The 24,386-nt window shown below is 30.6% G+C and carries 24 protein-coding genes; all 24 read left to right on the top strand.

From position 1 onward, the window contains the following. Nucleotides 1–1,206, top strand: a complete 1,206-nt coding sequence (locus OZP08_RS19550; RefSeq protein ID WP_281322666.1) for a glycosyltransferase family 4 protein — start codon at nt 1–3, stop codon at nt 1,204–1,206. After that, nucleotides 1,206–2,108, top strand: coding sequence for an NAD-dependent epimerase/dehydratase family protein (locus tag OZP08_RS19545; protein WP_281322665.1), 903 nt, complete (start codon nt 1,206–1,208; stop codon nt 2,106–2,108). Before OZP08_RS19550 ends, OZP08_RS19545 begins: the two co-directional genes overlap by 1 nt. A 3-nt stretch (nt 2,109–2,111) precedes the next feature. Then, entirely contained in the window at nt 2,112–2,660 is a 549-nt protein-coding gene (gene rfbC / locus OZP08_RS19540) for a dTDP-4-dehydrorhamnose 3,5-epimerase (protein WP_281322664.1), read from the top strand. Beyond that, a complete protein-coding gene (gene rfbD, locus OZP08_RS19535; protein ID WP_281322663.1) occupies nt 2,660–3,520 on the top strand; it encodes a dTDP-4-dehydrorhamnose reductase in 861 nt (286 codons plus the stop codon). The genes rfbC and rfbD overlap by 1 nt, the downstream gene beginning before the upstream one ends. 88 nt (nt 3,521–3,608) lie before the next feature. Further along, a complete protein-coding gene (rfbA, locus tag OZP08_RS19530) occupies nt 3,609–4,478 on the top strand; it encodes a glucose-1-phosphate thymidylyltransferase RfbA (RefSeq protein WP_268847693.1) in 870 nt (289 codons plus the stop codon). A 40-nt stretch (nt 4,479–4,518) separates the two neighbouring features. Then, the gene (locus tag OZP08_RS19525) at nt 4,519–5,508 is read left to right on the top strand and encodes an MraY family glycosyltransferase (RefSeq protein ID WP_281322662.1); all 990 of its coding nucleotides are present in this window, start codon (nt 4,519–4,521) and stop codon (nt 5,506–5,508) included. Nucleotides 5,509–5,614: 106 nt separating this feature from the next. Continuing rightward, nucleotides 5,615–6,211, top strand: a complete 597-nt coding sequence (locus tag OZP08_RS19520; protein ID WP_281322661.1) for a sugar transferase — start codon at nt 5,615–5,617, stop codon at nt 6,209–6,211. Between the two features lie 235 nt (nt 6,212–6,446). Further along, nucleotides 6,447–8,396 (top strand): polysaccharide biosynthesis protein, encoded by a 1,950-nt coding sequence (locus OZP08_RS19515; protein ID WP_281322660.1) that lies wholly within the window; start codon nt 6,447–6,449, stop codon nt 8,394–8,396. A 314-nt stretch (nt 8,397–8,710) separates the two neighbouring features. Then, nucleotides 8,711–9,571 carry an ABC transporter permease gene (locus tag OZP08_RS19510; protein ID WP_268847689.1) on the top strand — a complete coding sequence of 287 codons (861 nt, stop codon included), beginning with the start codon at nt 8,711–8,713 and terminating at the stop codon, nt 9,569–9,571. A 48-nt stretch (nt 9,572–9,619) separates the two neighbouring features. Continuing rightward, nucleotides 9,620–10,885, top strand: a complete 1,266-nt coding sequence (locus OZP08_RS19505) for an ABC transporter ATP-binding protein (protein WP_281322659.1) — start codon at nt 9,620–9,622, stop codon at nt 10,883–10,885. A gap of 15 nt (nt 10,886–10,900) precedes the next feature. Next, nucleotides 10,901–11,584 carry a TylF/MycF/NovP-related O-methyltransferase gene (locus OZP08_RS19500; RefSeq protein ID WP_281322658.1) on the top strand — a complete coding sequence of 228 codons (684 nt, stop codon included), beginning with the start codon at nt 10,901–10,903 and terminating at the stop codon, nt 11,582–11,584. A 4-nt stretch (nt 11,585–11,588) separates the two neighbouring features. Beyond that, nucleotides 11,589–12,356, top strand: a complete 768-nt coding sequence (locus tag OZP08_RS19495) for a class I SAM-dependent methyltransferase (protein WP_281322657.1) — start codon at nt 11,589–11,591, stop codon at nt 12,354–12,356. After that, nucleotides 12,353–13,069 carry a class I SAM-dependent methyltransferase gene (locus OZP08_RS19490; protein WP_281322656.1) on the top strand — a complete coding sequence of 239 codons (717 nt, stop codon included), beginning with the start codon at nt 12,353–12,355 and terminating at the stop codon, nt 13,067–13,069. The genes OZP08_RS19495 and OZP08_RS19490 overlap by 4 nt, the downstream gene beginning before the upstream one ends. Before the next feature lie 3 nt (nt 13,070–13,072). Continuing rightward, nucleotides 13,073–13,903, top strand: a complete 831-nt coding sequence (locus OZP08_RS19485) for a glycosyltransferase family 2 protein (protein WP_268847685.1) — start codon at nt 13,073–13,075, stop codon at nt 13,901–13,903. Nucleotides 13,904–13,913: 10 nt separating this feature from the next. Beyond that, nucleotides 13,914–14,876 (top strand): glycosyltransferase family 2 protein, encoded by a 963-nt coding sequence (locus OZP08_RS19480; protein ID WP_281322655.1) that lies wholly within the window; start codon nt 13,914–13,916, stop codon nt 14,874–14,876. Between the two features lie 17 nt (nt 14,877–14,893). Further along, nucleotides 14,894–15,835: a glycosyltransferase family 2 protein gene (locus OZP08_RS19475; protein ID WP_281322654.1), complete on the top strand. Its 942-nt coding sequence runs from the start codon at nt 14,894–14,896 to the stop codon at nt 15,833–15,835. Beyond that, nucleotides 15,828–16,817: a glycosyltransferase family 2 protein gene (locus tag OZP08_RS19470; RefSeq protein WP_281322653.1), complete on the top strand. Its 990-nt coding sequence runs from the start codon at nt 15,828–15,830 to the stop codon at nt 16,815–16,817. Before OZP08_RS19475 ends, OZP08_RS19470 begins: the two co-directional genes overlap by 8 nt. Nucleotides 16,818–16,820: 3 nt before the next feature. Then, nucleotides 16,821–17,840: a glycosyltransferase family A protein gene (locus tag OZP08_RS19465; RefSeq protein WP_268847682.1), complete on the top strand. Its 1,020-nt coding sequence runs from the start codon at nt 16,821–16,823 to the stop codon at nt 17,838–17,840. Further along, on the top strand, nt 17,837–18,916 hold the full coding sequence (locus tag OZP08_RS19460) for a glycosyltransferase family 2 protein (RefSeq protein WP_281322652.1): 1,080 nt from the start codon (nt 17,837–17,839) through the stop codon (nt 18,914–18,916). The genes OZP08_RS19465 and OZP08_RS19460 overlap by 4 nt, the downstream gene beginning before the upstream one ends. 41 nt (nt 18,917–18,957) lie before the next feature. Beyond that, the gene (locus tag OZP08_RS19455) at nt 18,958–20,049 is read left to right on the top strand and encodes a glycosyltransferase family 4 protein (protein ID WP_281322651.1); all 1,092 of its coding nucleotides are present in this window, start codon (nt 18,958–18,960) and stop codon (nt 20,047–20,049) included. Then, nucleotides 20,050–20,727 carry an acylneuraminate cytidylyltransferase family protein gene (locus OZP08_RS19450; protein ID WP_268847678.1) on the top strand — a complete coding sequence of 226 codons (678 nt, stop codon included), beginning with the start codon at nt 20,050–20,052 and terminating at the stop codon, nt 20,725–20,727. It abuts the gene before it with no gap. Nucleotides 20,728–20,798: 71 nt separating this feature from the next. After that, on the top strand, nt 20,799–21,839 hold the full coding sequence (gene neuB / locus OZP08_RS19445; protein ID WP_268847677.1) for an N-acetylneuraminate synthase: 1,041 nt from the start codon (nt 20,799–20,801) through the stop codon (nt 21,837–21,839). Between the two features lie 4 nt (nt 21,840–21,843). Beyond that, nucleotides 21,844–22,965: a UDP-N-acetylglucosamine 2-epimerase gene (neuC, locus tag OZP08_RS19440; RefSeq protein WP_268847676.1), complete on the top strand. Its 1,122-nt coding sequence runs from the start codon at nt 21,844–21,846 to the stop codon at nt 22,963–22,965. Continuing rightward, nucleotides 22,965–24,365 carry a glycosyltransferase family protein gene (locus OZP08_RS19435; protein WP_281322650.1) on the top strand — a complete coding sequence of 467 codons (1,401 nt, stop codon included), beginning with the start codon at nt 22,965–22,967 and terminating at the stop codon, nt 24,363–24,365. The genes neuC and OZP08_RS19435 overlap by 1 nt, the downstream gene beginning before the upstream one ends. Nucleotides 24,366–24,386 lie beyond the last annotated feature (21 nt).

The following is a 24,386-nucleotide window of genomic DNA, read 5'->3' as shown; positions in this document are numbered from 1 at the left end:
ATGAAAATATTATTAGTTACACAATATTTTTTTCCAGAAAATTTCAAAAGCAATGATATTGCTTTTGAACTTGTTAAAAGAGGACATGATGTTACCGTTTTGACTGGATTGCCAAATTATCCCGAAGGTAAAATTTATAATAGCTATGGTTTTTTTAAAAAACGTAAAGAAGTTATAAATGGAGTAAAGGTTATTAGGACACTTTTAATTCCGAGAGGAAAAGGGGGTGGAATTAGACTTTTTTTAAATTACTTTAGTTGGGCTTTTTTTGCTTCTTTTCGAGCTTTATCTTTAGCTTTCCAATCTAAATTTGATGCAGTTTTAGTACACGAACCATCTCCCATAACTCAAGGTTTTCCTGCAATTGTAGTCAAAAAAATTCAAAAGATTCCTCTTTATTTTTGGGTATTGGATTTATGGCCTGAAAGCCTTACTTCAGCAGGTGGAATCACAAATAAAACAGTCCTGTCATTTTTTACGAAAATGGTAAAGTATATTTATGATAAATCTGATAAAATTTTAATCAGTTCGGAAGGATTCAAAGAGTCAATTTTAGTAAAAGGGGATTATAATGAAAAATTACTTTATTTCCCTAATTGGGCTGAGGATTCTATTTTAAAGGGTAATTCTAATTATCCAATTCCTGAATTGCCGAAGGGGTTTAAAATTCTTTTTGCTGGAAATATTGGTGTAGCACAAGATGTTAATTCAATAATTAAAGCAGCCTTAATTCTTAAAGAAAAATTAGATATTCATTTTGTTTTTGTTGGAGATGGAAGAAGTAAGATACAATTAGAGGATTTTGTTAATGAAAATAATTTAAATAAAACAGTGCATTTTTTAGGAAGGTTTCCTCTGGATGCTATGAAAACTTTTTTTACCCAAGCAGATGTTTTATTAGTATCGCTAAAAGATGAATTGATTTTTAATGTAACAGTTCCAGCAAAATTGCAAGCATATTTATGTACTCAAAAACCAATTTTAGGTATGTTAAATGGAGAAGGAGCTGCGATTATTAATGAAGCAAAATGTGGATTCTCTGTTAATGCTGGAGATTCCAAAGAATTAGCTAAAGGGATAATTAAATTGTACGAAATGGATAATGAGGACCGATATATTCTTGGAAAAAATGGGTTTCAATATTTTGAAGAGAATTTTACGATGACAAAATGTTTAGATAATTTAGAATCCATATTAAAAAGCTAATGACTAAAATTGCAATTACTGGATCTACTGGGTTTGTAGGGGCTAACCTTCAAAATTATTTAAAAGAATCATATGAAATAGAACCATTGAGTGTTCGTTATATTCCTAATCAGGAATTTGAAATTGAAGCAGACTTTTTAATTCATCTTGGAGGGAAAGCACATGATTTAAAAAAAGTTTCAAAACCAAACGATTATTATGAAGCTAATTTCGAACTGACTAAACAACTGTTTGATGCATTTTTGGACTCGAATGCTACTGTGTTTGTTTTTATGAGTACAGTTAAAGCTGTCGCAGACAAAGCGGATGGAGTTTTAACTGAAGATGTAATTCCAAATCCAAAGACGCATTATGGTATTGCTAAGCACCAGGCAGAGCTATATATATTGAATAAGGAATTACCTAAAGATAAAAGAGTTTATATACTTAGACCATGTATGATTCATGGTCCGGGAAATAAAGGAAATCTTAATTTATTATATCAATTAGTTTCAAAAGGATTGCCTTGGCCCTTAGGATCTTTTAAGAATCAAAGATCATTTCTAAGTATAGAAAATCTTTGTTTTGTTATAAAAGAATTATTAGAAAACAGTTCAATACCTAGAGGTGTCTATCAAATAGCTGATGATGAATCATTATCAACTAATGAACTAATTGAGCTTTTTGGAACATGTTTAGGGAAAAAAAGTAGAATTTGGTCAATCCCTGTTTCTTTGATTAAAGGATTAGCCAATTTAGGGAATTATTGTTATTTGCCCTTAAATTCTGAACGTTTGCAAAAGTTAACGGAGAATTATGTGGTAAGTAACCAAAAGTTAGTAACGACTATAGGGAAACCTTTGCCATTAAGCGTGAAGAAAGGATTACTGATAACATTAGAATCATTTAAAAAAAAAGAATAAAAAATGACAATAGAACAAACATTTATTAAGGATTTAGTAGTTGTCGAGCCAACTGTTTTTGGTGATGAAAGAGGTTATTTTTTTGAGGCTTACAGTAAAATTAAATTTAAAGATTTAGGAATCGATATTGATTTCGTACAAGACAATCAATCTTTTTCAAAAAAAGGAACTCTTAGAGGATTGCATTATCAAAATCCTCCATTTGCACAAACTAAACTAGTACGTGTTTTAGAGGGGGAAATCATAGATGTGGCGGTCGATTTGAGAAAAGATTCTCCTACTTATGGAAAGCATTTTGGTATTAAGCTAACTGCTGAAAATAAAAAGCAATTATTTGTACCCCAAGGTTTTGCTCATGGATTTTCTGTTTTGAGTGAAACCGCTGTTGTGATGTACAAATGCGATCAGTTTTATAACAAACAAAGTGAAGGAGGAATCCGCTATGATGATGAAATCTTAAATGTCGATTGGGGAATGGATTTGGAGGATGCGATTGTATCCGAAAAGGATTTGGTTTTACCTGATTTTGCTAATTGTAATAGTCAGTTTTAATGAAAAAAATACTAGTTACTGGTGCCAATGGGCAATTGGGTTCGGAATTGAATGTTTTGTCCCAAAACTATAGTCAATTTGAATGGATTTTTACCGATAGAACTGAATTGGATTTGTGTGACTTAGAAAAAATAGCTTCTAAATTATCCAATATCAATCCACAGTTCATAATTAATTGTGCAGCGCATACAGCCGTAGATAAAGCTGAATCGGAGTTTGAATTAGCTGATGTTTTAAATCATCAAGCCGTTGCTATAATGGCAAAATGGAGTGAAATCAACGGCTCTAAATTGATACATATTTCTACAGATTATGTTTTTGATGGTACTGTGGCTACAGCACTAGATGAATCTGTACCAACAAAACCAATTAATGTCTATGGGGTAACTAAATTGGCTGGTGAAAAAGCCTGTTTGGAAGAAAATCCAACTGCGATTATCGTTAGGACTTCATGGGTATACTCGAGTTTTGGGGCAAATTTTGTAAAAACGATGTCTCGTTTGATGCAAGAAAGGGACTCTTTGAATGTGGTCAACGATCAAATAGGGAGTCCAACCTATGCAGCCGATTTAGCACAAGCCATAATGACAATTATTACACATGACCATTGGCAATCTGGAATTTATAATTTCTCTAACGAAGGAGAAATCAGTTGGTATGAATTTGCTTTGATGATTCAAGAAATAGGTGGCTTTGATTGTGTAATTAATGGGATTCCATCTTCGGGTTATCCTACACCAGCAAAACGTCCACAATACTCTTTATTGGATAAAACCAAGATTAAAAAAACTTTTGATGTTGTTGTTCCAGATTATAAAGAGAGTTTGGTTAGATGCATTGAATTATTGAAGAGAGATTAGGTATTAGTCGAAATTCTAATCCAAGAAGTAAAAGTAATACTAGAAACAATTGATAACTCAAACTCATACAACTCACTACAAAAAACATATGAAAGGAATTATACTTGCCGGAGGATCCGGTACTCGATTGCATCCTTTAACGCTTGCTATGAGTAAGCAAATGATGCCTGTTTATGACAAACCAATGATTTATTATCCATTGTCGACTTTGATGATGGCGGGAATCAATGAAATATTAATTATTTCGACTCCCCACGATTTGCCTAATTTTAAAAAATTATTAGGGGATGGGTCGACAATTGGATGCCAATTCAGTTATGAAGAGCAGGCAATTCCAAATGGTTTGGCACAGGCTTTTGTGATCGGAGAAGAATTTATCGGTTCGGATTCTGTTGCTTTAGTTTTGGGAGACAATATTTTCTTTGGCGCTAATATGCATGAACTTTTGCAGTCAAATACGGAACCAGTGGGAGGAGTTGTTTTTGCCTATCATGTTTCGGATCCAGAAAGATATGGTGTAGTAGAGTTTGATAAAAACCTAAAAGCACTTTCTATAGAAGAAAAGCCATTGGAGCCTAAATCCAATTATGCGGTTCCTGGATTGTATTTTTATGATAATTCGGTTGTAGAAATTGCAAAGAATATCAAACCAAGTGCAAGAGGCGAATATGAAATTACCGATGTAAATAAAGTGTACTTAGAAAAAGGCGCTCTAAAAGTTGGTATTTTGAGCCGAGGTACGGCTTGGCTGGATACTGGAACTTTTAATAGTTTAATGCAAGCTGGTCAATTTGTTCAGGTTTTGGAAGAACGTCAAGGGTTAAAAGTAGGTTGTATTGAAGAAATTGCTTGGAGGCAAGGTTTTATAAACGAACACCAATTAAGAGATTTGGCAGAACCGTTGAAGAAATCTGGGTATGGGGAATATCTTTTGGGACTTTTGAAAAACAAACTCTAGTTAAAAATTCAGTTTTAAAAAAATCAAATTCTAAAAAGAGATGAATATCTATTTTAGAAAACAGTTAGTACTTTATATGATTTACATTATATTACTCCTTTTATTTATAGGTATTGAATTGATTTATTTCAAAATTGCCGATCATTACAATATTATAGATAAACCCAATAGTCGTTCTTCTCATTCATCTATTACTCTGCGAGGAGGAGGGATTATTTTTCCTATCGCAATTTTAATTGCTGCTTTTTTAGGATATGTTTCTTGGGTAGTCGTTTTAGCTGTGGTTTTGGTGGCAGTTGTAAGTTTTATAGATGATATAAAACCTTTGTCTCAGTTGCCTCGATTTGCTTCTCATGCAATAGCGATTTGTTTGGTTTTTTATGATTTAAATTTGTTTAATCAAGCTATTTGGATTTTACCTATTATTTTCATTTTGCTTATAGGCTGGGTAAATGTCTTTAATTTTATGGACGGAATTAATGGAATAACAGTATTGTATGCGTTTGTTACTGTAGTTAGTTTCTCTTTTTTATCTATAAACAAAGATTGTCTTACTCTATTAATCACTATGGGATTGTCATGTTGTGTCTTTGGAATTTTTAATGTTAGAAAAAAAGCTAAAACATTTGCAGGTGATGTTGGGAGTATTAGTATGGCACTGTTTTTGGGATATTTTATGATCAAAACTATTTTGCTATCAGGGCAAATTGGTTATTTACTTTTTTTATCGGTTTATGGAATTGATGGTATAATTACTATTTTTACCCGTATCAAAAAGAAGGAAAATATTTTTGAACCTCATCGATCACATCTGTACCAATATTTAGCAAATGAATTAGGATATTCACATATTTTGGTATCGTTTATTTATGCAGGTGTTCAGATTGTAATAAATGTAGGTATCATTTATTTGGATAGCAAAGGGGATTTGTCACTTCCTATTGTTATTTCTTTTTTGGTGATTGAAATATTAACTTATTTGTGGATTAGAAAAAAAGTTGTTCAAAAAGTAAGTCTAGTAAATGCTTAAACGGTTTTTATAGTATAAAAAACTGGTATACTATTTTTTAAATTTGAATATTAGGTATTTTATCACAAATTTAAATAGCTTAGATAATAAATATAATTACTGTAATTTGAGATTAACTTTAAAGCGATTTTTTGATATTTTATTTTCTGTGCTAGCACTCTTTTCTCTTTCTTGGATATTATTGATTTCTTGGATTATAGCTGTTATTGATACACGTACCAACGGAGTTTTTAATCAAGAACGTATTGGATTATATGGCAAATGTTTCAAAATTCATAAATTTCGAACTATTCAAAAGATTCATGATTCAGGCGAATTTCAAATATCAAGAATGGGAAGGATACTTAGGAACTTTAAATTAGATGAATTGCCTCAGCTGTTTAATGTTTTAAAAGGGGAGATGAGTATTGTAGGTCCAAGACCCGATATTTCTGGATATTATGACTTATTGGAAGGAGAAAATCGAAAAATTTTAGAGTTAAAACCGGGTTTAACCAGTTTAGCTTCCTTAAAATATTTCAATGAAGACAAGCTGCTAGAAAATCAAATTTCGCCTTTATTATATAATGATCAAGTGCTTTTTCCTGATAAAGTAAAAATGAATTTAGAATATTATTACCACCAAAGTTTCTTCGGAGATTTAAAAATTATTATCAAGACTATTGTTTTTTTGTTTTTTAAAAGCCAATTTAGAAAGCATTAAGTTTTATTAAAAATTAAATCCTAAATTTGAAAGAAAAGGATTATTTTATAGATTGTAAATAAAAATTATTTTTTGAATCGATTACTACACATTATTACATTATTTGGAATATTTTTTTGTAAAATTAAATTCTGCATTGTTAATTAAATTCTACATTGAATTTAATTTGTATTTTTGCTGTTTCGTCTTAATTTTATAGAAAAGTTAAGCATTATAAAACATGATATTATAAAACATGAATAACGACTCTTTTATTTCTGGATTTTTTTCAAGAGCCAATTTGAAATTAAGCATTCATAATTTAAGCTATCTTCCGAGATGGATTATTGTTATGATTGATTTTTCAGTTTTAATAGTTTCCTTTTTTTTTACGCTTCTTATTTTTAGAGGTACTGGTTTAAAATACATCATTACAACACATGATGTATTATTTGTGTGTTCATTTTTTGGCGTTAATGTTTTCTTTTTTTGGTTGTTTAGAACTTATTCTGGAATTATACGGCATTCTTCTTATATAGATGCTGTTAAGCTTTTGTTTTCTCAGATGTCAGTTTTGGTCGTTTTTCTCTTTTTTAATTTTTCATACGAGTTATTGTATGATGAGAGAGCTTTTTTGACCACTGCGCTTTTTATAAATGTTGTACTTTCTTTTTGTGGGTTGTTTTTGTATCGCGTAGTAGTAAAGCAAACATTTGAACTTTATTTTTCGGAAAAAAGCCCAACTAAATTAATCCGAGCTATCATTTATGGAACCGATGCGAATGCCATATCAGTAGCTAATGCTTTAAAATTTGAAACACCAACTCGTTTTAAAATTGTAGGATTCGTAGATAGGAACAATCAAAATGCATCTAAGCGAATGTTGGATTTACCAATACTAGTCCAAAAGAAAAAGTTGCCATCTTTAATGCGTTCTGTTGGTGCTGAGGCTGTTATTATAGCCGATAAAAGTTTAGGAAAAGAAGAGCAATTGATCATTGTAGATCAATGTTTAGAGTTTAATTATAAAGTTTTTACTGTTCCTTTGATTTCTGATTGGGAAAATCAAAAGGAAATTTCCCAAAAGGTAAAGAACATTCAAATTGAAGATTTATTGGAAAGAAAACCAATTGTTTTAGATAATAAATCGATTTCTAAGCAATTAAAAGATAAAACAGTTATGATATCTGGTGCTGCAGGATCTATAGGGAGTGAGATTGTAAGACAGGTATTGAGTTTTAATCCCAAAAAAGTGATCATTTTGGATCAGGCTGAGACACCTTTACATCATTTGAGTCTTGAATTACAAAAAAATCACTATACGTCAAAAATTCATAATGTGATTGCCGATGTTAGGAATTATGAAGCTATGTCTAAAGTGTTTAAATCATACAAACCACAGGTTGTTTTTCATGCTGCAGCTTATAAACATGTCCCTTTGATGGAAGAAAATCCATCTCAGGCCATTTTGACTAATATTGAAGGAACTAAAAATTTAGCCGATTTAGCCTGTGAACACAGTGTAATTAAATTTGTGATGGTATCTACTGACAAAGCTGTAAATCCGAGTAATGTTATGGGGGCCAGTAAAAGAATTGCTGAAAAATATGTGCAATCCTTGCAAATTAAGAACTCAAAAAAGAGCAATGAAAAAACTACAAAATTCATAACTACTCGTTTTGGAAATGTTTTGGGATCTAATGGATCTGTAGTGCCTTTGTTTACCAAACAAATTGCTAATGGGGGCCCTGTTACTATTACACATCCAGATATTATACGCTATTTCATGACGATACCAGAGGCATGTCAGTTAGTGCTTGAAGCTGGCGCTATGGGTAATGGAGGCGAGATTTATATTTTTGATATGGGTAAACCAGTTAAGATTATTGATTTGGCTAAAAAAATGATCAAGTTGGCAGGTTTCATTCCAGATAAAGATATTAAGATTGAAATAGTTGGATTACGTCCAGGAGAAAAATTATATGAAGAGTTACTTAATGATACTTCAAAAACGATTCCAACGTATCATGAAAAGATAATGATTGCTGAAGAAATTCAAGATGAATTTGAAAATTTACATAGTGAAATAAATGAATTGATAGGAATTGCAAATTTCTTTAACAATGATGATATTGTTGCAAAAATGAAAACAATCGTCCCAGAGTTTATAAGTATGAATTCAACTTTTGAAGTTTTGGATAAATAAAAATGACTTAAAGATAGATTAAAAGGTTTACAAAGTTTATTTGTAAACCTTTTTTGATTAAGATTGTTTTCTGTAATTATTCTTTAATACTTCAATGAGATTGAGATTATAAATTTGTTGTCGAATTTTTGTAATGGACTAATCGAAATAGGCATTATAATATTAGGAAAACCTTATAATGCAAAATTCCCAATCTGTTAATTAAACTATATAAATTGTATCTTTGCTTTTTATTTTAAAGTATCAAGAAAAGTAAAAATTATTAAGAAGAAACAATTTTATTTAAACTATAATTTAAGCTTTTACTCTAAAAAATGAATACTACGCACAAGCCTTGGTTGTTTGAAATAACACCCAAAAATAATTTTTTTTCACTTAACCTAAAAGAAGTTTGGCAATACCGTGATTTGCTATTTCTTTTTGTGAAAAGAGATATTGTTACGGTTTATAAACAAACTGTATTAGGACCATTATGGTATTTGATTCAACCTCTATTTACCTCTATTATATTTACCATTATTTTTAATAATGTGGCTGGAATTGATACAGGTACTATACCTCCATTCTTATTTAATCTCGCAGGCATAACAGTTTGGAATTATTTTACAGCCTGTCTTAATGGGACTTCAGATACGTTCAGAAGTAATGCAAATATTTTTGGGAAGGTATATTTTCCAAGAGTTATAGTGCCCATTTCAATAGTAATCTCTAATTTATTGAAGTTTGGGATTCAATGTGGGATATTTATTGTTTTATATCTTTTTTATTATTTTAAAGGTGTAACTATTGGTTTGAATCCTTCAATTGTATTTTTCCCTTTGCTCATTTTGTTGATGGGTGTTTTAGGACTTGGATTTGGGATGTTAATCTCTTCATTAGTTACAAAATATAGAGATTTTAATTATTTGATAGGTTTTGGTGTGCAGTTGCTGATGTATCTCTCGGCTGTTATGTATCCGATGGTTTTAATTAAGGAGAAGCTTCCTTCTTATGGTTGGTTAGTTGAGTATAATCCGCTAGCTTACTTGATAGAAACCACACGTTATATGTTACTTGATGTCGGACATATTTCATTTTTAGGATTAGGCTACACCTTTTTGGTTACACTAGTTGTATTTTTTGTTGGTTTACTAATTTTTAATAAAACTGAAAAAAGGTTTATAGATACTGTTTAAAGGAGAACAAAGATCAATATCATAGAAACGAGAATTCACAACCCCAATATGAGTAAAGAAATTATATTAAAAGCTGAAAACATTTCTAAGCAATACCGTCTTGGACAAGTAGGTACGGGGACTTTGAGTCATGACTTGAACCGTTGGTGGCATCAAATTCGAGGGAAGGAAGACCCATATTTGAAAATTGGTGAGACCAATGACCGTAGTACTAAGGGATCAAGTGAATATGTTTGGGCTTTGAAAGACATTAATTTTGAAGTTGCACGTGGTGAAGTTCTAGGGATCATTGGTAAAAATGGTGCAGGAAAATCGACTCTATTGAAGATATTATCTAAGGTTACGGCACCCACTACAGGAAGTATAAAATCCCGTGGACGTATTGCCTCTTTGCTTGAAGTAGGCACAGGATTTAATCCTGAATTAACTGGACGAGAGAATATTTTCCTGAATGGAGCAATTCTCGGAATGACCAAAAATGAGATTACTTCCAAGTTAGACGAGATTATTGAATTTTCAGGTTGTGAACGCTACATTGATACTCCAGTAAAAAGATACAGTAGCGGAATGACTGTTCGTCTTGCTTTTGCTGTAGCAGCTTTTTTAGAACCCGAAATTTTGGTAATCGATGAGGTTTTGGCCGTTGGGGATGCTGAGTTTCAAAAGAAAGCAATAGGTAAAATGCAGGATATTTCAAGAGGAGGAGGTCGTACTGTTTTGTTTGTTAGTCATGATTTAAGTGCAATAAGTACTCTTACTAAGAAGACAATTGTACTTTCGAATGGTAAAATTGTTGCTTATGAAGAAACTGATAAGGCAATTGCAATTTATTCGTCTTTACAAATTTCTGAAAATCTTTTTGTTCAAAAGCCATTGTTGAATGTACCGTCGATAACAAAAGTAGAAATTTTAACATCAGAAGGTGGAACATTACAAGCAAACGGTAAATCATTTAAGGTCAATTTTGAAATCGAAATGCCAAATGAGGATTATGAAAATTTATCGCTTTCTTTTCAAATAATAGACAACCTAAATAAAGCAATTTTATTTGCTTATGTTTTTGATAATAATACACCAATTTGCAGAAAAAATGGGATTAATAAAATTGGTTATGAGTTTGATAATCTACGTCTTTATAAAGGAAGTTATTATTTAAAGATTCATTTAGCAAACTCCAAAACAAGAGAAAAATTTCAAGAATTTGATTGTTGTAGTTTTGAAGTGGAAATGATAAACCAAAAAGAACCAGAATGGGGTTGGCAAAATAATGTTTGTCAGTATATTGATGAAGGGAAATGGTCATTTTTTGAATAAGAATAACTAAATATTATGAAGAAAGTTTATAGAGCTTTAAAAAAGGTTTTAAAAAAAAATAGAGCTAAAGATATATATATAAAATATAAAGAATTCAGCATGATTCCGTTGGGAATCTATACTGATAATCTATTATTATGTGATAGTATTAATTTAATTGATGGTTGTGTTGTTGAATGTGGTGTTTGGCGAGGTGGTATGATTGCAGGTATTTTTGATTATATAGGAAAAAAAAGAAAATGTATTTTATTTGATAGTTTTGAAGGATTACCTGATGTAAAAGAAAATGATGGCGAAGCTGCAAAAATATGGCAAGAAACAAACGATGGTGTTGGTTTGGACAATTGTAAAGCAGAAATGTTATTTGCAGAAAAAGCAATGAAATTGGCTAATTCAGAAAACCATATTATTGTTAAAGGGTGGTTTGACAATACAATACCAAATACTAAGATATCAGAACCAATTGCTATTTTACGCCTAGACGGGGATTGGTATGATTCAACTATGGTTTGTTTAGAAAATTTATATCCATTGGTTGCAGAAGGTGGTATAATTATAATAGATGATTACTATGCTTGGGATGGATGCTCACGAGCAGTACATGATTATTTATCAAAAAATAATTTGCCTTTAAGAATTTCTCAAACAGTAAATGGGGTTTGTTATATAATAAATACAAAGCAAGGTAGAAAACTCTAAAAATATGACACCAGAAAACTATAATGATAATTTTCATGCAGTACACTTTCAGAACTCAATATCTTCGGCCGTTGAGATTATACCTCTTTTTTTGTCCTATTTTAGACCTAAAACGGTTTTGGATGTAGGTTGTGGACTAGGATCTTGGTTGAAAATATTTGAAGAAAATCAATGTGAAGTTTTTGGTATTGATGGAGATTATGTTGATACTAAAGATTTGGTTATCCAAAGTCAAAAATTTAAATCTTATGATTTAAATTTAAAATATGATTTGCATAAGAAATATGATTTGGTAACTTCTTTAGAAGTAGCTGAGCATATTTTGCCTGAAAATGCAGAAAAATTTATAGAATCAATGTGCTTACATGGTGATATTATATTGTTTTCGGCAGCAATTCCAGGCCAAGAAGGGACTTTACATTATAACGAACAATATAATGACTATTGGATTGATATTTTTGCTAAAAATGGTTATGAATGTGTTGATTTTTTAAGACATAAAATTTGGAATAATAACAAAATCAGTTGGTGGTACAGGCAAAATATTTTGATTTTTATCAAAGAAACAGAAATAAATAATTCACTTTATGAATTAATAGCAAAAGAAAAAAGTCAATATCAAAACACATACGTACACCCTTCATTATTTGAATACAAATGTGCGAAAGCTGATAAATTTGAAAAAAAAGCTGATAAATTTGAAAAACTAGTAAACAGCCCCCCTAAATTATTAAAGTATTATTTAAAACGAATAAAATCTAAGCTAAGATGAAGAGAGAAGAAAATCTTATTCGATTAGATAGTGTTGAAAAAAATGATATTTCAAATAGTGATTATTTAGTATACTTATTTTTTCACAAAGAATTAAAGACGGCGATTCAAAAATATGCTAAAGGTAAATTATTGGATATTGGTTGTGGTAATAAACCTTATGAAATCTGGCTTAAAGGAAAAATTTCAGAATATATAGGTTGTGATATTGTACAATCTAGTTCAAATAAAGTGGATATTTTATGCGAGGCCATTAATATTCCTCTCGAAAGCGATAGTTTCGAAACAATTATTTCTACACAAGCGATAGAACATATAGAAGATCATCAAGAAATGGTGAATGAAGCCTATCGTCTGTTGAAATCAGATGGGTATTTTATACTTTCGGGACCTTTCTATTGGCATTTACACGAAGAACCGTATGATTTTTTTAGATTTACAAAACACGGTTTTAGATATATTTTAGAGAAAGCTGGGTTTGAAATAATTGAAATTACCCCAAATGGTGGTGCATGGGCAACCTTAGGGCAAATGATTAATCATACTTTAGGGTTTAAAAATTCTAATGCAAATACAATTGCTAAAGGGATCAAATATTTATTCCGTAAATTGAGATTATATGTTTTAGTAAATAGGATTTTTAGTTATTTAGACCAAAAAGATTTTAATACAATAAACACAATAAATTATGTTGTTGTTGCAAGAAAGAAATAAATTATGAGCCCAATTTTATCCATAATCATTCCCTGTTTCAATTCGGAGGCTACTTTAGAAGCGACCTTAGAATCGGTAGTTAGTCAAAATTTTCAAGAATGGGAAGCTTTGATTATAAATGATGGTTCTAGAGATAAAACAGAGGAAATAGCTTTAAAATGGGTTACAAAAGATAGCAGATTTAAATATTATTCAAAAGAAAACGAAGGCTTAGGTAAAACTCGAAATTATGGTATAGAAAGAGCAAAAGGGATTTATATATTACCTTTGGATTCAGATAATCTTGTAGAAAGAGATTTTGGAGAAAAGGCATTGAAAGTTTTTAAAAATAATTTAAATGTTGGAGTTGTGCATGGTTATGCCGAATATTTTGGAGGAAGAGAGGGATTGTGGAAAATCGACGATTTTAATCTACAAAAAATGTTAGCGCATAATTATATCGATGCATGTGCCATTTTTAAAAAAGATTTGTGGAGAAAAGTAGGTGGTTATGATGAAAATATGCCGCATCAAGGTCATGAAGACTGGGAATTTTGGGTGTCTTTAAGTAGTATAGATACTGTTTTTTTTAATTTACATGAGATTACTTTTAAATATTTTGTTTCAAATAAATCCATGATTCATTCATTTACTGATAGCATGGTCTTTTTGAACCAAGACTATATTGTAAAAAAACATAGTAAATTGTTTCATAATGAATACGCAAAAGTTGTTGCATTAAGAGAAATAGAGACAAAGGAAAGATCAAGAAAATTAAAAAGTAAAAAGTTTGTAATTGATTTGTTTTGCAAAACTTTTTTAGGGCTTACAGTTTTTAAAAATAAGTTTGAATAAATGTAGAATGATGAAAAGCATTTTACCATTAATTTCTGTAATTGTTCCAAATTACAATCACGAAAAATACTTAAAAGAGAGATTGGATAGCATTTTCAATCAAACTTACCCTAATTTTGAAGTAATAGTATTAGATGATTGTAGTACAGATAATAGTAGATATATTCTTAACCAATACAGTCAGCATCCTAAAGCCAGTCATTGTGTTTTTAATGAAATAAATGCTGGAAATACTTTTGTACAATGGAATAGAGGAATCGCTCTGGCAAGAGGAGAATTTATATGGATAGCGGAATCGGATGATTTTTGTGATTATAATTTTTTAGAAGAAGTAAGTAAACCATTAATAGAAAATGATAAGGTAGTTTTATCATATTGTCAATCGAATCGGGTAGATGGAAAAGGAACTGTAACTGGGAATTGGTTAAATCAAACAAGTGATTTAGATAGAGATTTATTTCTTAGGGATTTTGTTTTTGATGGGAATGAGTTTATAGAAAAATTTTTGATTTATAGAAATGTTATCCCTAATGCTGCAGCAGTAATTTTTAGAAAAAATGGCTTAATTAAAAATAGTCATCTTGATTTAAATCCATTATTAAAGTATAATGGTGATTGGTTATTCTACTTGAAAATTATAGCAAATAATAAAGTTGCTTTTATAGAGAAACCTTTAAATAATTTTAGGTTTCATTCTCATAGTGTGATTACATCAGGATTTGATAGTAAGCCTTTGGAATTTAAAATAGAAGTTAATATTTGTTTTAGAGAATGTTGTGCTTATTTTTTTAAAAAAATGAATCTTATAAATTTCAAAAGAATAGCGAAAATAAATAATCAGTTTCTAATGGAATATAAATATAAATTAGGGCTTTTTTATATTAATAATAATGACAAAGTGAAAGGTGTTTTTTTAATGATATCGATTACAGATTTTTTAGTTGTAAATTTTATTAAACGAATTTTTAAATAATTGAAAATTAGTCATCTATGAATAAGGTGTTTGTTGTTATTGTCACTTATAATGGAATGAAATGGATTGATGAATGTTTAAGCAGTGTTTTAAATAGTTCAATTCCAGTTTCAGTTGTGGTTATTGATAATAATAGTTCAGATGAAACAATCACATTCGTAAAAGATAAATTTAGTGAGATAACAATATTTGAACAAACAGATAATTTAGGTTTTGGTAAAGCGAATAATTTAGGAATGAGTTATGCTTTAAGTCAAAATGCTGACTTCGTTTTTTTGTTAAATCAAGATGCCTTTGTAAATAAAAAGACTATTGAGGATTTAGTAGCTTTATCATTGAACAATCCTGAGTATGGAATTTTAAGTCCTGTTCAATTAGATTATTCAGGGAAGCTACTTGAAAATTATTTTTTTAGATTTATGTCTGAGGATGGCTCAAGATCTTTTTACTCTGATTTTGTTTTAGGAAATCCACAAAAAAAGATTTACGATATAGATTTTGTCCAAGCAGCAGCATGGCTTTTACCAATAAATACAATAAATAAAATAGGGGGATTTGATCCTCTTTTTTATCATTATGGAGAAGATAATAATTATTGTCAGAGATTATTGTATCATAATATGAGAATAGGAGTGGCACCTAATACATATATAAGACATGATAGTAATAAACCAAAATCTGAACAGGTTAAATTATTTTCTAAAAAATATTTTGATACGTATATAAAAGAAATAGCTGTTAAATATGCTGATATAAATATAGATTTTATAGGTAAAAATGTCTCAAGCGAAAGAAAAAAAATTTATAAAATTATATTGTACAATTTTTTCAAACTTGACTTTATAAAGCTTGTGGGATTTTTAAAACAATTGCATGTTTTAAATAAAACTGTTAAACGAATTGAAGTTAGTCGAAATAGAAATATTCATATTAATTCAAATTATTTAAATTTTGAATAGTTTAGTTTCCATCATAATCCCAACTTACAACCGAGCACATCTTATAGGAGAAACACTGGATTCTGTATTAAAACAAACTTATGAGAACTGGGAATGTATCATAGTTGATGATGGAAGTACAGATGATACAGCTATTCTTATTGATGATTATATAAAAAAAGATAATAGATTTCAATATCATCAAAGACCTACAGATAGAATTAAAGGTGCCAATGCTTGTAGAAATTATGGTTTCGAATTGAGCCAAGGTGAGTTTATAAAATGGTTTGATAGTGATGATATTATGCATCCTGACTTTTTAGAAAAACAGGTTGGAGTTTTACAACAGTATAAATTACTTGATTTTTGTGCATGCCAGTCACTTACCTTTTTTTCTAATTCTAATAAGATTGAAAAAAATTTAGCTAATCGAAATCCAAAGGATAGTTTAATTCTTAGTTACCTTGTTAAAAATCTTTATTTTTTTACTGGTTCACCATTGTGGAGGAAAGTTTTTTTATTAAATAAAGATCTTTTTGATGAATCGTTATCAGATTCACATGAATCAGATTTTCATTTAAGAATGTTGCTCAATTTTCCTAAATTTGATTATATGCCCGACTTTCTTTTTTCAATAAGGAGAGGTAGCGAGAGTATTACACAAAACAGTCTAAATAAAAAGTCTAGTCTTGAATCAAAAATTATTTTTTTCGATAAAGCTTTAAAGTTGATTTCATTGCAAAATGTTCAAGACAAAAGAAAAATAAATGAGTATTTATCATTTCGAATTTCAAGTACAATTTATGAATTATGTCTAATTGATTCCCGAATAAAAGTATTAAATCAATACAAAACTTTTGTTTTTGAACTGCTTTTTTTAAACGATATAAAACTGAAATCGAGACTAAAAATGACATTGGGTTTTATTTTACTTTTATTTTTTGGTAAAGGATATAATTGCTTAAAAGAGAATTTAAATATTAGAGAACAAATTGTTAATTAAAAAATGAGAGTAGGTTTCAATCCTCATAAAGATAAAGTTCATGTGATCTCTGATTATTTTCATCAGGTGGTGATTCCAGTTTATATACCTAATCAAGAAGACTATTTTAAAGATAGTTTTGAAATATTGAAACTATGTCTCAATTCATTATTCAAAACAATTCATAATAAAACTTACATTACTATTGTCAATAACGGAAGTTGTGATTTGATTGTTAATTATTTAAATGAGTTGTATAAAGGGAATAAAATACAGGAGATTATTCATGTCACTAATATAGGTTATATAAATGCAATGTTAAAAGGCATTACAGGACAAAATTTTGAACTTATCACTACTTCAGATGCAGATGTTCTTTTTTTAGAAGGTTGGCAGAGAGCATCGTATAATGTTTTTCAAAATTTTTCCAAATGTGGTGTAGTGTGTCCAACACCTTCATCAAGATCTTTAAGGACTTATACTGCTAATTTGTATTGGGACTTTTTGTTTTCAAATAAAATGAAGTTTAAGACAGTAACTAACCTTGATGCATTCAGAAAGTTTGGGGTGAGTGTTGGTAATCCTGAGTTTTATAATGAAATTCAATTAAAAAAATATTTAACCATATCTAATAATGAACAGGCTGCAGTAATTGGAGCAGGGCATTATGTTGTTACTTATAGAGCGTCAATTTTTAATAATTTAGAAAGTCGCTACACTGATTATATTCTTGGAGGAAATAGTGATGATTTATTTGATCTCCCTGTTGTAAAAAAAGGATTTTGGCGATTATCTACAGCTGATAATTATGCTTATCATATGGGTAATATTATCGAAGATTGGATGTATGAGGAAGTTTCTAAATTAGAACAAAATGATAGAGGGAGTGATTTTGAGTTAAAGAAGATTCCAGTCGGTTCAAAATGGTCTTATTTTATTAAATCTAAATTGTTTGGGAAATTCATTTTGAATAAAAAAGTAATGAGGTATTTTTTGATTTGGAAAGGACTTGACAAAGAAGATGCTAAAAATTACTTGACATGATTACCATAATATACCCTTATCGTAATCGGGAAGAAAACAGAGTTAAGCGTTCACTGGATTCATTGACACAACAAAACAATCATAATTTTAAAGTTATTTTTGTAGATTATGGTTCTGTATTCAATATAGCAGAAACAATTAAGAAGCTAACTCAGAATTATGATTTCGTAACCTATTTGTATTCCTACCATTGTCATCAGCCATGGTCACGCGCAAAGGCAATTAATATTGGGTTAAAACATGTAAATACTCCTTATGTTTTTGTTGCCGATGTGGATATGATTTTTAGTCACGATTTCATAGAAAAACTGATTCATATTCAGAACCCTAATCAAGCTGTTTTTTTTAAAGTTGGTTTTCTTGATCAAAAAGAAAGTGTTCAAATCAAACCTTTTTTCGAATATAATATAAGTTTCTTCAGTCAAGTTGGAGCGAAAGGATTATCGTTATTTCCTCTTAAGACATTGAATGAAATACATGGTTTTGATGAGTTTTTACATTTTTGGGGTGCCGAAGATGAAGATGTCCATAATCGATTAGAAAATGCGGGTTACCAATCCATATTTTATGATCAAGAGATTTTAATGTTACATCAATGGCATATTACCTATAGAAAAGCAGAGTCAAAAGAATTAAGCCAGGATTTACGATTAACAAACATCAGTAGAATTAATTTTGAGCATTTATTGGCTAATAAGAGAGAGAAACGAACAGTTGTTAATCTGAAACAGTGGGGACGAAGTATTTCTAAAATAGAACATGAAGTATTAGAAAATAGCATTATGCCTTATTTTGTAGGGAATAAAAAAGAAAGTATTGATCATTTTCTTTTTGTGACATTACCTAATTTTAAGGGAGAAGTATTAAATGTGATTTTTCAAAAAGACGATTTTCAAGACACTTTAAAATACCATGTAAAAAAAAGATTGGGAAAATCAGTTCCTAGATACTACACTTTGAAAGAAATAAATGATAGAGTATTGTTGCATCTTATTAGTTTTTATAATACCCATAATTATTTCTATATAATAGATAATGGTTTAAAATCGATTCAATTAAAAATTAAAAAAGACTAAGCTACTTTTTTTATCTTTACTAAGCCATAAAGTTTTAGCCAATGACCAAAGTAATTCTCATATCACAAGTGCCACTTCCATTCTCTCAAATAGGAAGTTGGACCACGCTATATAAAAATTACTTGCAAGACAAACATCAGATAGATTTTATAGTATGTGAACCACCCAAAAAGCAGTTTGAGAATATTGAGTACAGTTTGGTAGCCAATAATCTTATTTTTAAGATAAGAAGAAAAATCAAGAAAAACTGGTACTTAGGTTATCTGGAAGCTTTGGATAAAATTTTGAAACCAAATGAAAAATACGTTATTCAAATTGTAGATAATTTTGGAATTGTAAAACCGTTGCATGAGCTTTTGATTCGTAGAGGAGTTAGGAAAAATTGCCAACTGCAGTTTTTTTATCATGGTTTTCCCCCTTTTTATGAAAATTATCAAGGTAGATGGTTTTTTGAGTCTATCGATGAAATGGTGTTATTAACGAATGATTCTTATCTAGCACATAAAAATTACTATTCAATTTTGCCAGTGAGGTTTTCAGTATTACACAACGGTATTGATACCAAAAAATTTACCAAAGTTCTTGATACTGAAAAATGCAAGTTGAAAGAAGAATTAGGATTTGATGACAAAAAAATCTTTATTTGGTGTTCTCAAGACAGACCTAAAAAAGGATTGAATTTAATACTAGCTGTTTGGAAAAAAATTTATGCTACACACAAAAACATTACCCTATTAGTCATTGGTTGTGATCCAAGAGAGAAAATAGATGGAGTCCAGTTTTTGGGAAGAATTCCTAATGATGAACTTCCTAAATACTATCAGGTTTCTGATTGTTATCTTTTTCCTACTTTATGTAAAGAGGGTTTTGGACTCAGTCTTATAGAAGCTCTTCATTGTGGAAATTATTGTATTGCATCAGCAATGGGGGGTGTTCCAGAAGTTTTGCAGTATGGAAAACTAGGGAAACTTATAGAAAATCCTCATTTTGTTTCAGAGTGGGAAAATGCCATAAATGATTTTTTAGAAGGAAAATATCAAATTCCTGAAATCCCTGAAGCATTATATTCTAAAGAAAAATGGAATGATGAGATGAATCAAATTATTGAAAATGCTAAAAGCAGATTAGAATAAATGAAAACCATAGCCGTAATTCCTGCCCGTGGAGGATCGAAACGAATTCCCCAAAAAAACATTCAGCTTTTTGGAGAAATACCATTGCTGTGCCATTCAATACAATATGCTTTTGCGAATAGTGAAATTATTGATACAGTTTATGTTTCTACAGATGATGAAAATATCAAGAACATAGCGTTACAATACGGTGCCAAAGTAATTGATAGACCAGAATCTTTATCTGGAGATTTGGAACCTACGGTTTCGGCATTGAAACACGTTTTGGAATCTATTAATGAGGAAGTAGAAAATGTCGTTTTATTGCAGTCTACTAATCCACTTAGACCAGAGAATTTACTTAAAGAAGCTTTTGGTATTTATCAAGAAGGAAATTATGATAGTCTTTTTACAGTTACAAGAAATCATAACAAATTGGGTAAAATAATTGAAAATAAATTTACACCTTTTAATTATACCATTGGACAGCGCAGTCAGGATTTAGAGCCCTTATTTTTCGAAAATGGCTTGTTGTATATTTCCAAAGCATCTTTGATTTTGAAAGATAGCATTATCTCAGAAAAAGCACTTCCTTACGAAGTAAATCATATTTTTGCTAATGTAGATATTGATATACAAGAAGATTTGGAGTATGCTGAGTATTTGTATCAAAAGAAGCTTTTGAATAGTAATAAATAATAAAAAAATAGAAATTAGAAGAGAGAAGTGACGGGTTAAAGGTTCACAGCTCAGAACTCATAATATAAAATATGAATCCATATATAGAAATAGCAGGTCGTAAAATAGGACCAGATTTCCCGCCATTAGTTATTGCAGAAATCGGTATTAATCATGAAGGCTCTTTGCAAATAGCCAAAGAAATGGTTGATGCAGCACATAGAGCTGGCGTTGAGGTGGTAAAGCATCAAACTCATATTGTGGAAGATGAAATGAGTGGAGCTGCAAAAAAAGTGATTCCAGGTAATGCTGATGTATCTATTTATGAAATCATGGAACGTTGCTCATTGAATGAAGCTGACGAACTGGAACTGAAAAAGTATGTAGAAAGTAAAGGAATGATCTTTATTTCGACTCCGTTCTCTCGTGCAGCAGCTGAACGATTGAAAAAGTTCGATATTCCAGCTTACAAAATAGGATCGGGAGAGTGCAATAATTATCCTCTTTTAGAGCATATAGCTTCTTTTGGGAAGCCGGTTATTTTGAGTACTGGTATGAATACTATTGAGAGTGTTCGTAAGGCAGTCGCTATTTTCGAAAAACACAACGTTTCAGTGGCGTTATTGCATACCACTAATTTGTATCCAACACCAATCCATTTGGTTCGTTTTGGAGCGATGACAGAATTACATGAAGCTTTTCCGGATAAAGTTTTTGGTTTAAGTGATCATACTTTGAATAATAATGCATGTCTAGGTGCAGTTGCGCTTGGAGGAAGTATTTTGGAAAGACATTTTACAGATCATATGCAACGCACGGGTCCGGATATTGTATGCAGTATGGATGAAAAAGTATGTCAGGAATTGATTGTGTCAAGTGCTGAAATTGCACTAATGAGGGGCGGAACAAAAAAGCCTGCCACAGAAGAACAAGTAACGATTGATTTTGCTTTTGCAACAGTTTGTACTATTGCACCAATTAAAAAAGGAGAATTTTTTACTAAAGAAAATATTTGGGTAAAACGTCCGGGTACTGGTAAAATTTTAGCAGAACATTTTAATGAAGTACTAGGTAAAATTGCGATAAGAGATATTGAGAATGATGAGCAACTTGATTTTTCAGATTTTAAATAATTAAATGAAAAAAATCTTATTCCTTACAGGAACCAGAGCTGATTTTGGTAAAATAAAGTCATTGATTTCAATTTTGGAACAACAGCCCGAATTTGAAGTTTTTGTGGCAGTTACTGGTATGCATTTACAGGAAGAATACGGATATACATTGTTGGAAATTCAACGGTGCGGATATAAAAATATACATACCTTTCATAATCATACCCACGAAACCACTATGGATTTGACATTGGCAAAAACCATTGAAGGGTTCTCGAGTTATGTAAAAAAAGTAGAACCCCATTTGATTCTCGTACATGGAGATCGGGTCGAAACTTTGGCAGGAGCTATTGTGGGTTCACTAAATAATATTTTGGTTGCTCATATTGAGGGCGGCGAAATATCAGGTACTGTAGATGAGTTGATTCGTCATAGTGTAAGTAAGCTGAGCCACATACATTTTGTTTCTAATGCAGAGGCTGCCAAAAGATTGGAACAAATGGGAGAAATAAAGAAATCTATTTTTACTATAGGTTCACCGGATATAGACGTTATGTTTTCGGATAAGCTTCCGAGTTTAGCTGTTGCTAAAGAATATTATCAACTATTTTTTGAAACCTTTGCTATAGTGATGTTTCATCCTGTTACTACCGAAATAAAGGAAATGGAACAGTATGCTACCAATTTTGTCAATGCATTATTGATAGATACCCATAATTATATAGTTGTATTTCCGAATAATGATTTAGGCAGTAAAACTATTTTAAAGACCTATGAAAGGTTAAAAGAGAATCCACGATTTAGAATTTTTCCATCGCTGCGATTTGAATATTTTTTGACATTATTAAAAAATTCTCAATTCATTATAGGAAATAGTAGTGCGGGTATTCGAGAAGCACCTTATTACGGAATCCCTATTATCAATATTGGAACTCGCCAACAAAATAGGGCAGTTCATGCTGATATCATCAATGTAGATTATAATGAAATGAATATTTCAGAAGCATTAAAAACTATTGGTTCTCACGAAGTGCAGCAATCTGATGCCGATTTTGGACAAGGTAATAGTGCCGAACTATTTCTGGAATCTCTTCAAAAAGAGGAGTTTTGGAAAATGAACCATCAAAAACAGTTTAGAGACAGATAATGCAAAACAATAAAATATTTATCCTTTTGCCTGACGGCATTGGTCTACGCAATTTTGCGTATTCAGATTTTCAAGCTATAGGGTTACAAGAAGACTTTAATGTTGTTTTTTGGAACAATACTCCATTTGATTTAATAGAATTAGGTTTTAAAGAAATAAAGATTCAAAACTCCAAGTCACATCCACTTACGGAGACCTATAAGAATGCCCGAAAACAAATTGAATTGAATCTGAACATCAGGATAACCAAAGATCGTGTTTATGATACGTATCGTTTTCCTTTTTCATATGCAACACCTACAAAAGCAATAAAAAGTGGGGTCACTAAGTTATTGTCTTTTACCCACTCTTCAAAATACGGATTAAAACGCATTCGAAAAAAAATCAATCAAGAGGAGCGAAAAACGTTGTATTATCACCAAAGTTTAGAGACACTGCAAAAGGAAAAACCAGCTATGGTGTTTTGTACCAATCAACGACCAATGACAGCAATAGCTCCTCTGTTGGCAGCACAAGATTTAGAAATTCCTACCGCAACTTTTATTTTTTCTTGGGATAATTTGCCCAAGGCTACCATGGTGGTAGAAACGGATTATTATTTTGTTTGGAGTGATTTGATGAAAAAGGAATTGCTTTTTTATTATCCTTATATTCAAGAATCTCAGGTTTTTGTAACCGGGACTCCACAATTTGAATCTCACTTTGATAAACGTAAGTTGCTCCCAAGAGAAGTTTTTTTTGAACAAAATAATTTAGATGCCAATAAAAAATACATTTGTTATTCGGGAGATGATGTGACGACTTGTCCAGATGATCCAAAATACCTTGAAGATGTTGCTATTGCTATTAGAGAGTTGAACCAAAAAGGAAATGCATTGGGGATTATTTTTCGACGTTGTCCTGTTGACTTTTCGGGACGATATGAAAAAGTGCTTCTTGATTACCAAGACGTAATCAATCCCATTGACCCACTTTGGGAAAAAATAGGGGAGAACTGGAATACGATTTTGCCAAAACAAGCTGATATTGATTTACAAATGAATACTATAGCACATACGGAGCTAGTAATTAATTTAGGATCTTCCATGGTTTTCGATTATGTAGCCCATGATAAAGCATGTGCATTTATTAATTATGATGTTAGCAATAAAAAAATCTCAGATTGGTCAGTAAAGAAAATATATAATTATGTACATTTTCGTTCAATGCCTAATGCTGAAACAGTTTTGTGGATAAATAGTTCTGATACTATTATAGCAACAATCGAGCAAGGAACTGCTATGAATTCATCTGTTATAAAAGAGGCAAAACAATGGTTCGAAATCATCAATAAACATCCTTCACAAGAAGCTTCCAAACGAATTTGGAAAGGAATTAAAACCATCATTTCTAAACAATAATGCTTTTCTTTGCACTTTCAA

Source organism: Flavobacterium aestivum (assembly GCF_026870175.2).
Taxonomy (GTDB): Bacteria; Bacteroidota; Bacteroidia; order Flavobacteriales; family Flavobacteriaceae; genus Flavobacterium; species Flavobacterium aestivum.
Note: the sequence above shows the minus strand (reverse complement) of the source record. Positions and strands in the feature narration are given on the sequence as shown.

Coding starts and splice junctions, on each gene's coding strand:
- OZP08_RS19455 (WP_281322651.1), top strand. CDS start 18,958: ATGACCAAAGTAATTCTCATATCACAAGTGCCACTTCCATTCTCTCAA.
- OZP08_RS19510 (WP_268847689.1), top strand. CDS start 8,711: ATGAATACTACGCACAAGCCTTGGTTGTTTGAAATAACACCCAAAAAT.
- rfbA (WP_268847693.1), top strand. CDS start 3,609: ATGAAAGGAATTATACTTGCCGGAGGATCCGGTACTCGATTGCATCCT.
- rfbC (WP_281322664.1), top strand. CDS start 2,112: ATGACAATAGAACAAACATTTATTAAGGATTTAGTAGTTGTCGAGCCA.
- OZP08_RS19490 (WP_281322656.1), top strand. CDS start 12,353: ATGAAGAGAGAAGAAAATCTTATTCGATTAGATAGTGTTGAAAAAAAT.
- OZP08_RS19545 (WP_281322665.1), top strand. CDS start 1,206: ATGACTAAAATTGCAATTACTGGATCTACTGGGTTTGTAGGGGCTAAC.
- OZP08_RS19515 (WP_281322660.1), top strand. CDS start 6,447: ATGAATAACGACTCTTTTATTTCTGGATTTTTTTCAAGAGCCAATTTG.
- OZP08_RS19500 (WP_281322658.1), top strand. CDS start 10,901: ATGAAGAAAGTTTATAGAGCTTTAAAAAAGGTTTTAAAAAAAAATAGA.
- OZP08_RS19550 (WP_281322666.1), top strand. CDS start 1: ATGAAAATATTATTAGTTACACAATATTTTTTTCCAGAAAATTTCAAA.
- OZP08_RS19475 (WP_281322654.1), top strand. CDS start 14,894: ATGAATAAGGTGTTTGTTGTTATTGTCACTTATAATGGAATGAAATGG.
- OZP08_RS19525 (WP_281322662.1), top strand. CDS start 4,519: ATGAATATCTATTTTAGAAAACAGTTAGTACTTTATATGATTTACATT.
- neuB (WP_268847677.1), top strand. CDS start 20,799: ATGAATCCATATATAGAAATAGCAGGTCGTAAAATAGGACCAGATTTC.
- OZP08_RS19495 (WP_281322657.1), top strand. CDS start 11,589: ATGACACCAGAAAACTATAATGATAATTTTCATGCAGTACACTTTCAG.
- rfbD (WP_281322663.1), top strand. CDS start 2,660: ATGAAAAAAATACTAGTTACTGGTGCCAATGGGCAATTGGGTTCGGAA.
- OZP08_RS19460 (WP_281322652.1), top strand. CDS start 17,837: ATGATTACCATAATATACCCTTATCGTAATCGGGAAGAAAACAGAGTT.
- OZP08_RS19450 (WP_268847678.1), top strand. CDS start 20,050: ATGAAAACCATAGCCGTAATTCCTGCCCGTGGAGGATCGAAACGAATT.
- neuC (WP_268847676.1), top strand. CDS start 21,844: ATGAAAAAAATCTTATTCCTTACAGGAACCAGAGCTGATTTTGGTAAA.
- OZP08_RS19465 (WP_268847682.1), top strand. CDS start 16,821: ATGAGAGTAGGTTTCAATCCTCATAAAGATAAAGTTCATGTGATCTCT.
- OZP08_RS19435 (WP_281322650.1), top strand. CDS start 22,965: ATGCAAAACAATAAAATATTTATCCTTTTGCCTGACGGCATTGGTCTA.
- OZP08_RS19480 (WP_281322655.1), top strand. CDS start 13,914: ATGAAAAGCATTTTACCATTAATTTCTGTAATTGTTCCAAATTACAAT.
- OZP08_RS19505 (WP_281322659.1), top strand. CDS start 9,620: ATGAGTAAAGAAATTATATTAAAAGCTGAAAACATTTCTAAGCAATAC.
- OZP08_RS19485 (WP_268847685.1), top strand. CDS start 13,073: ATGAGCCCAATTTTATCCATAATCATTCCCTGTTTCAATTCGGAGGCT.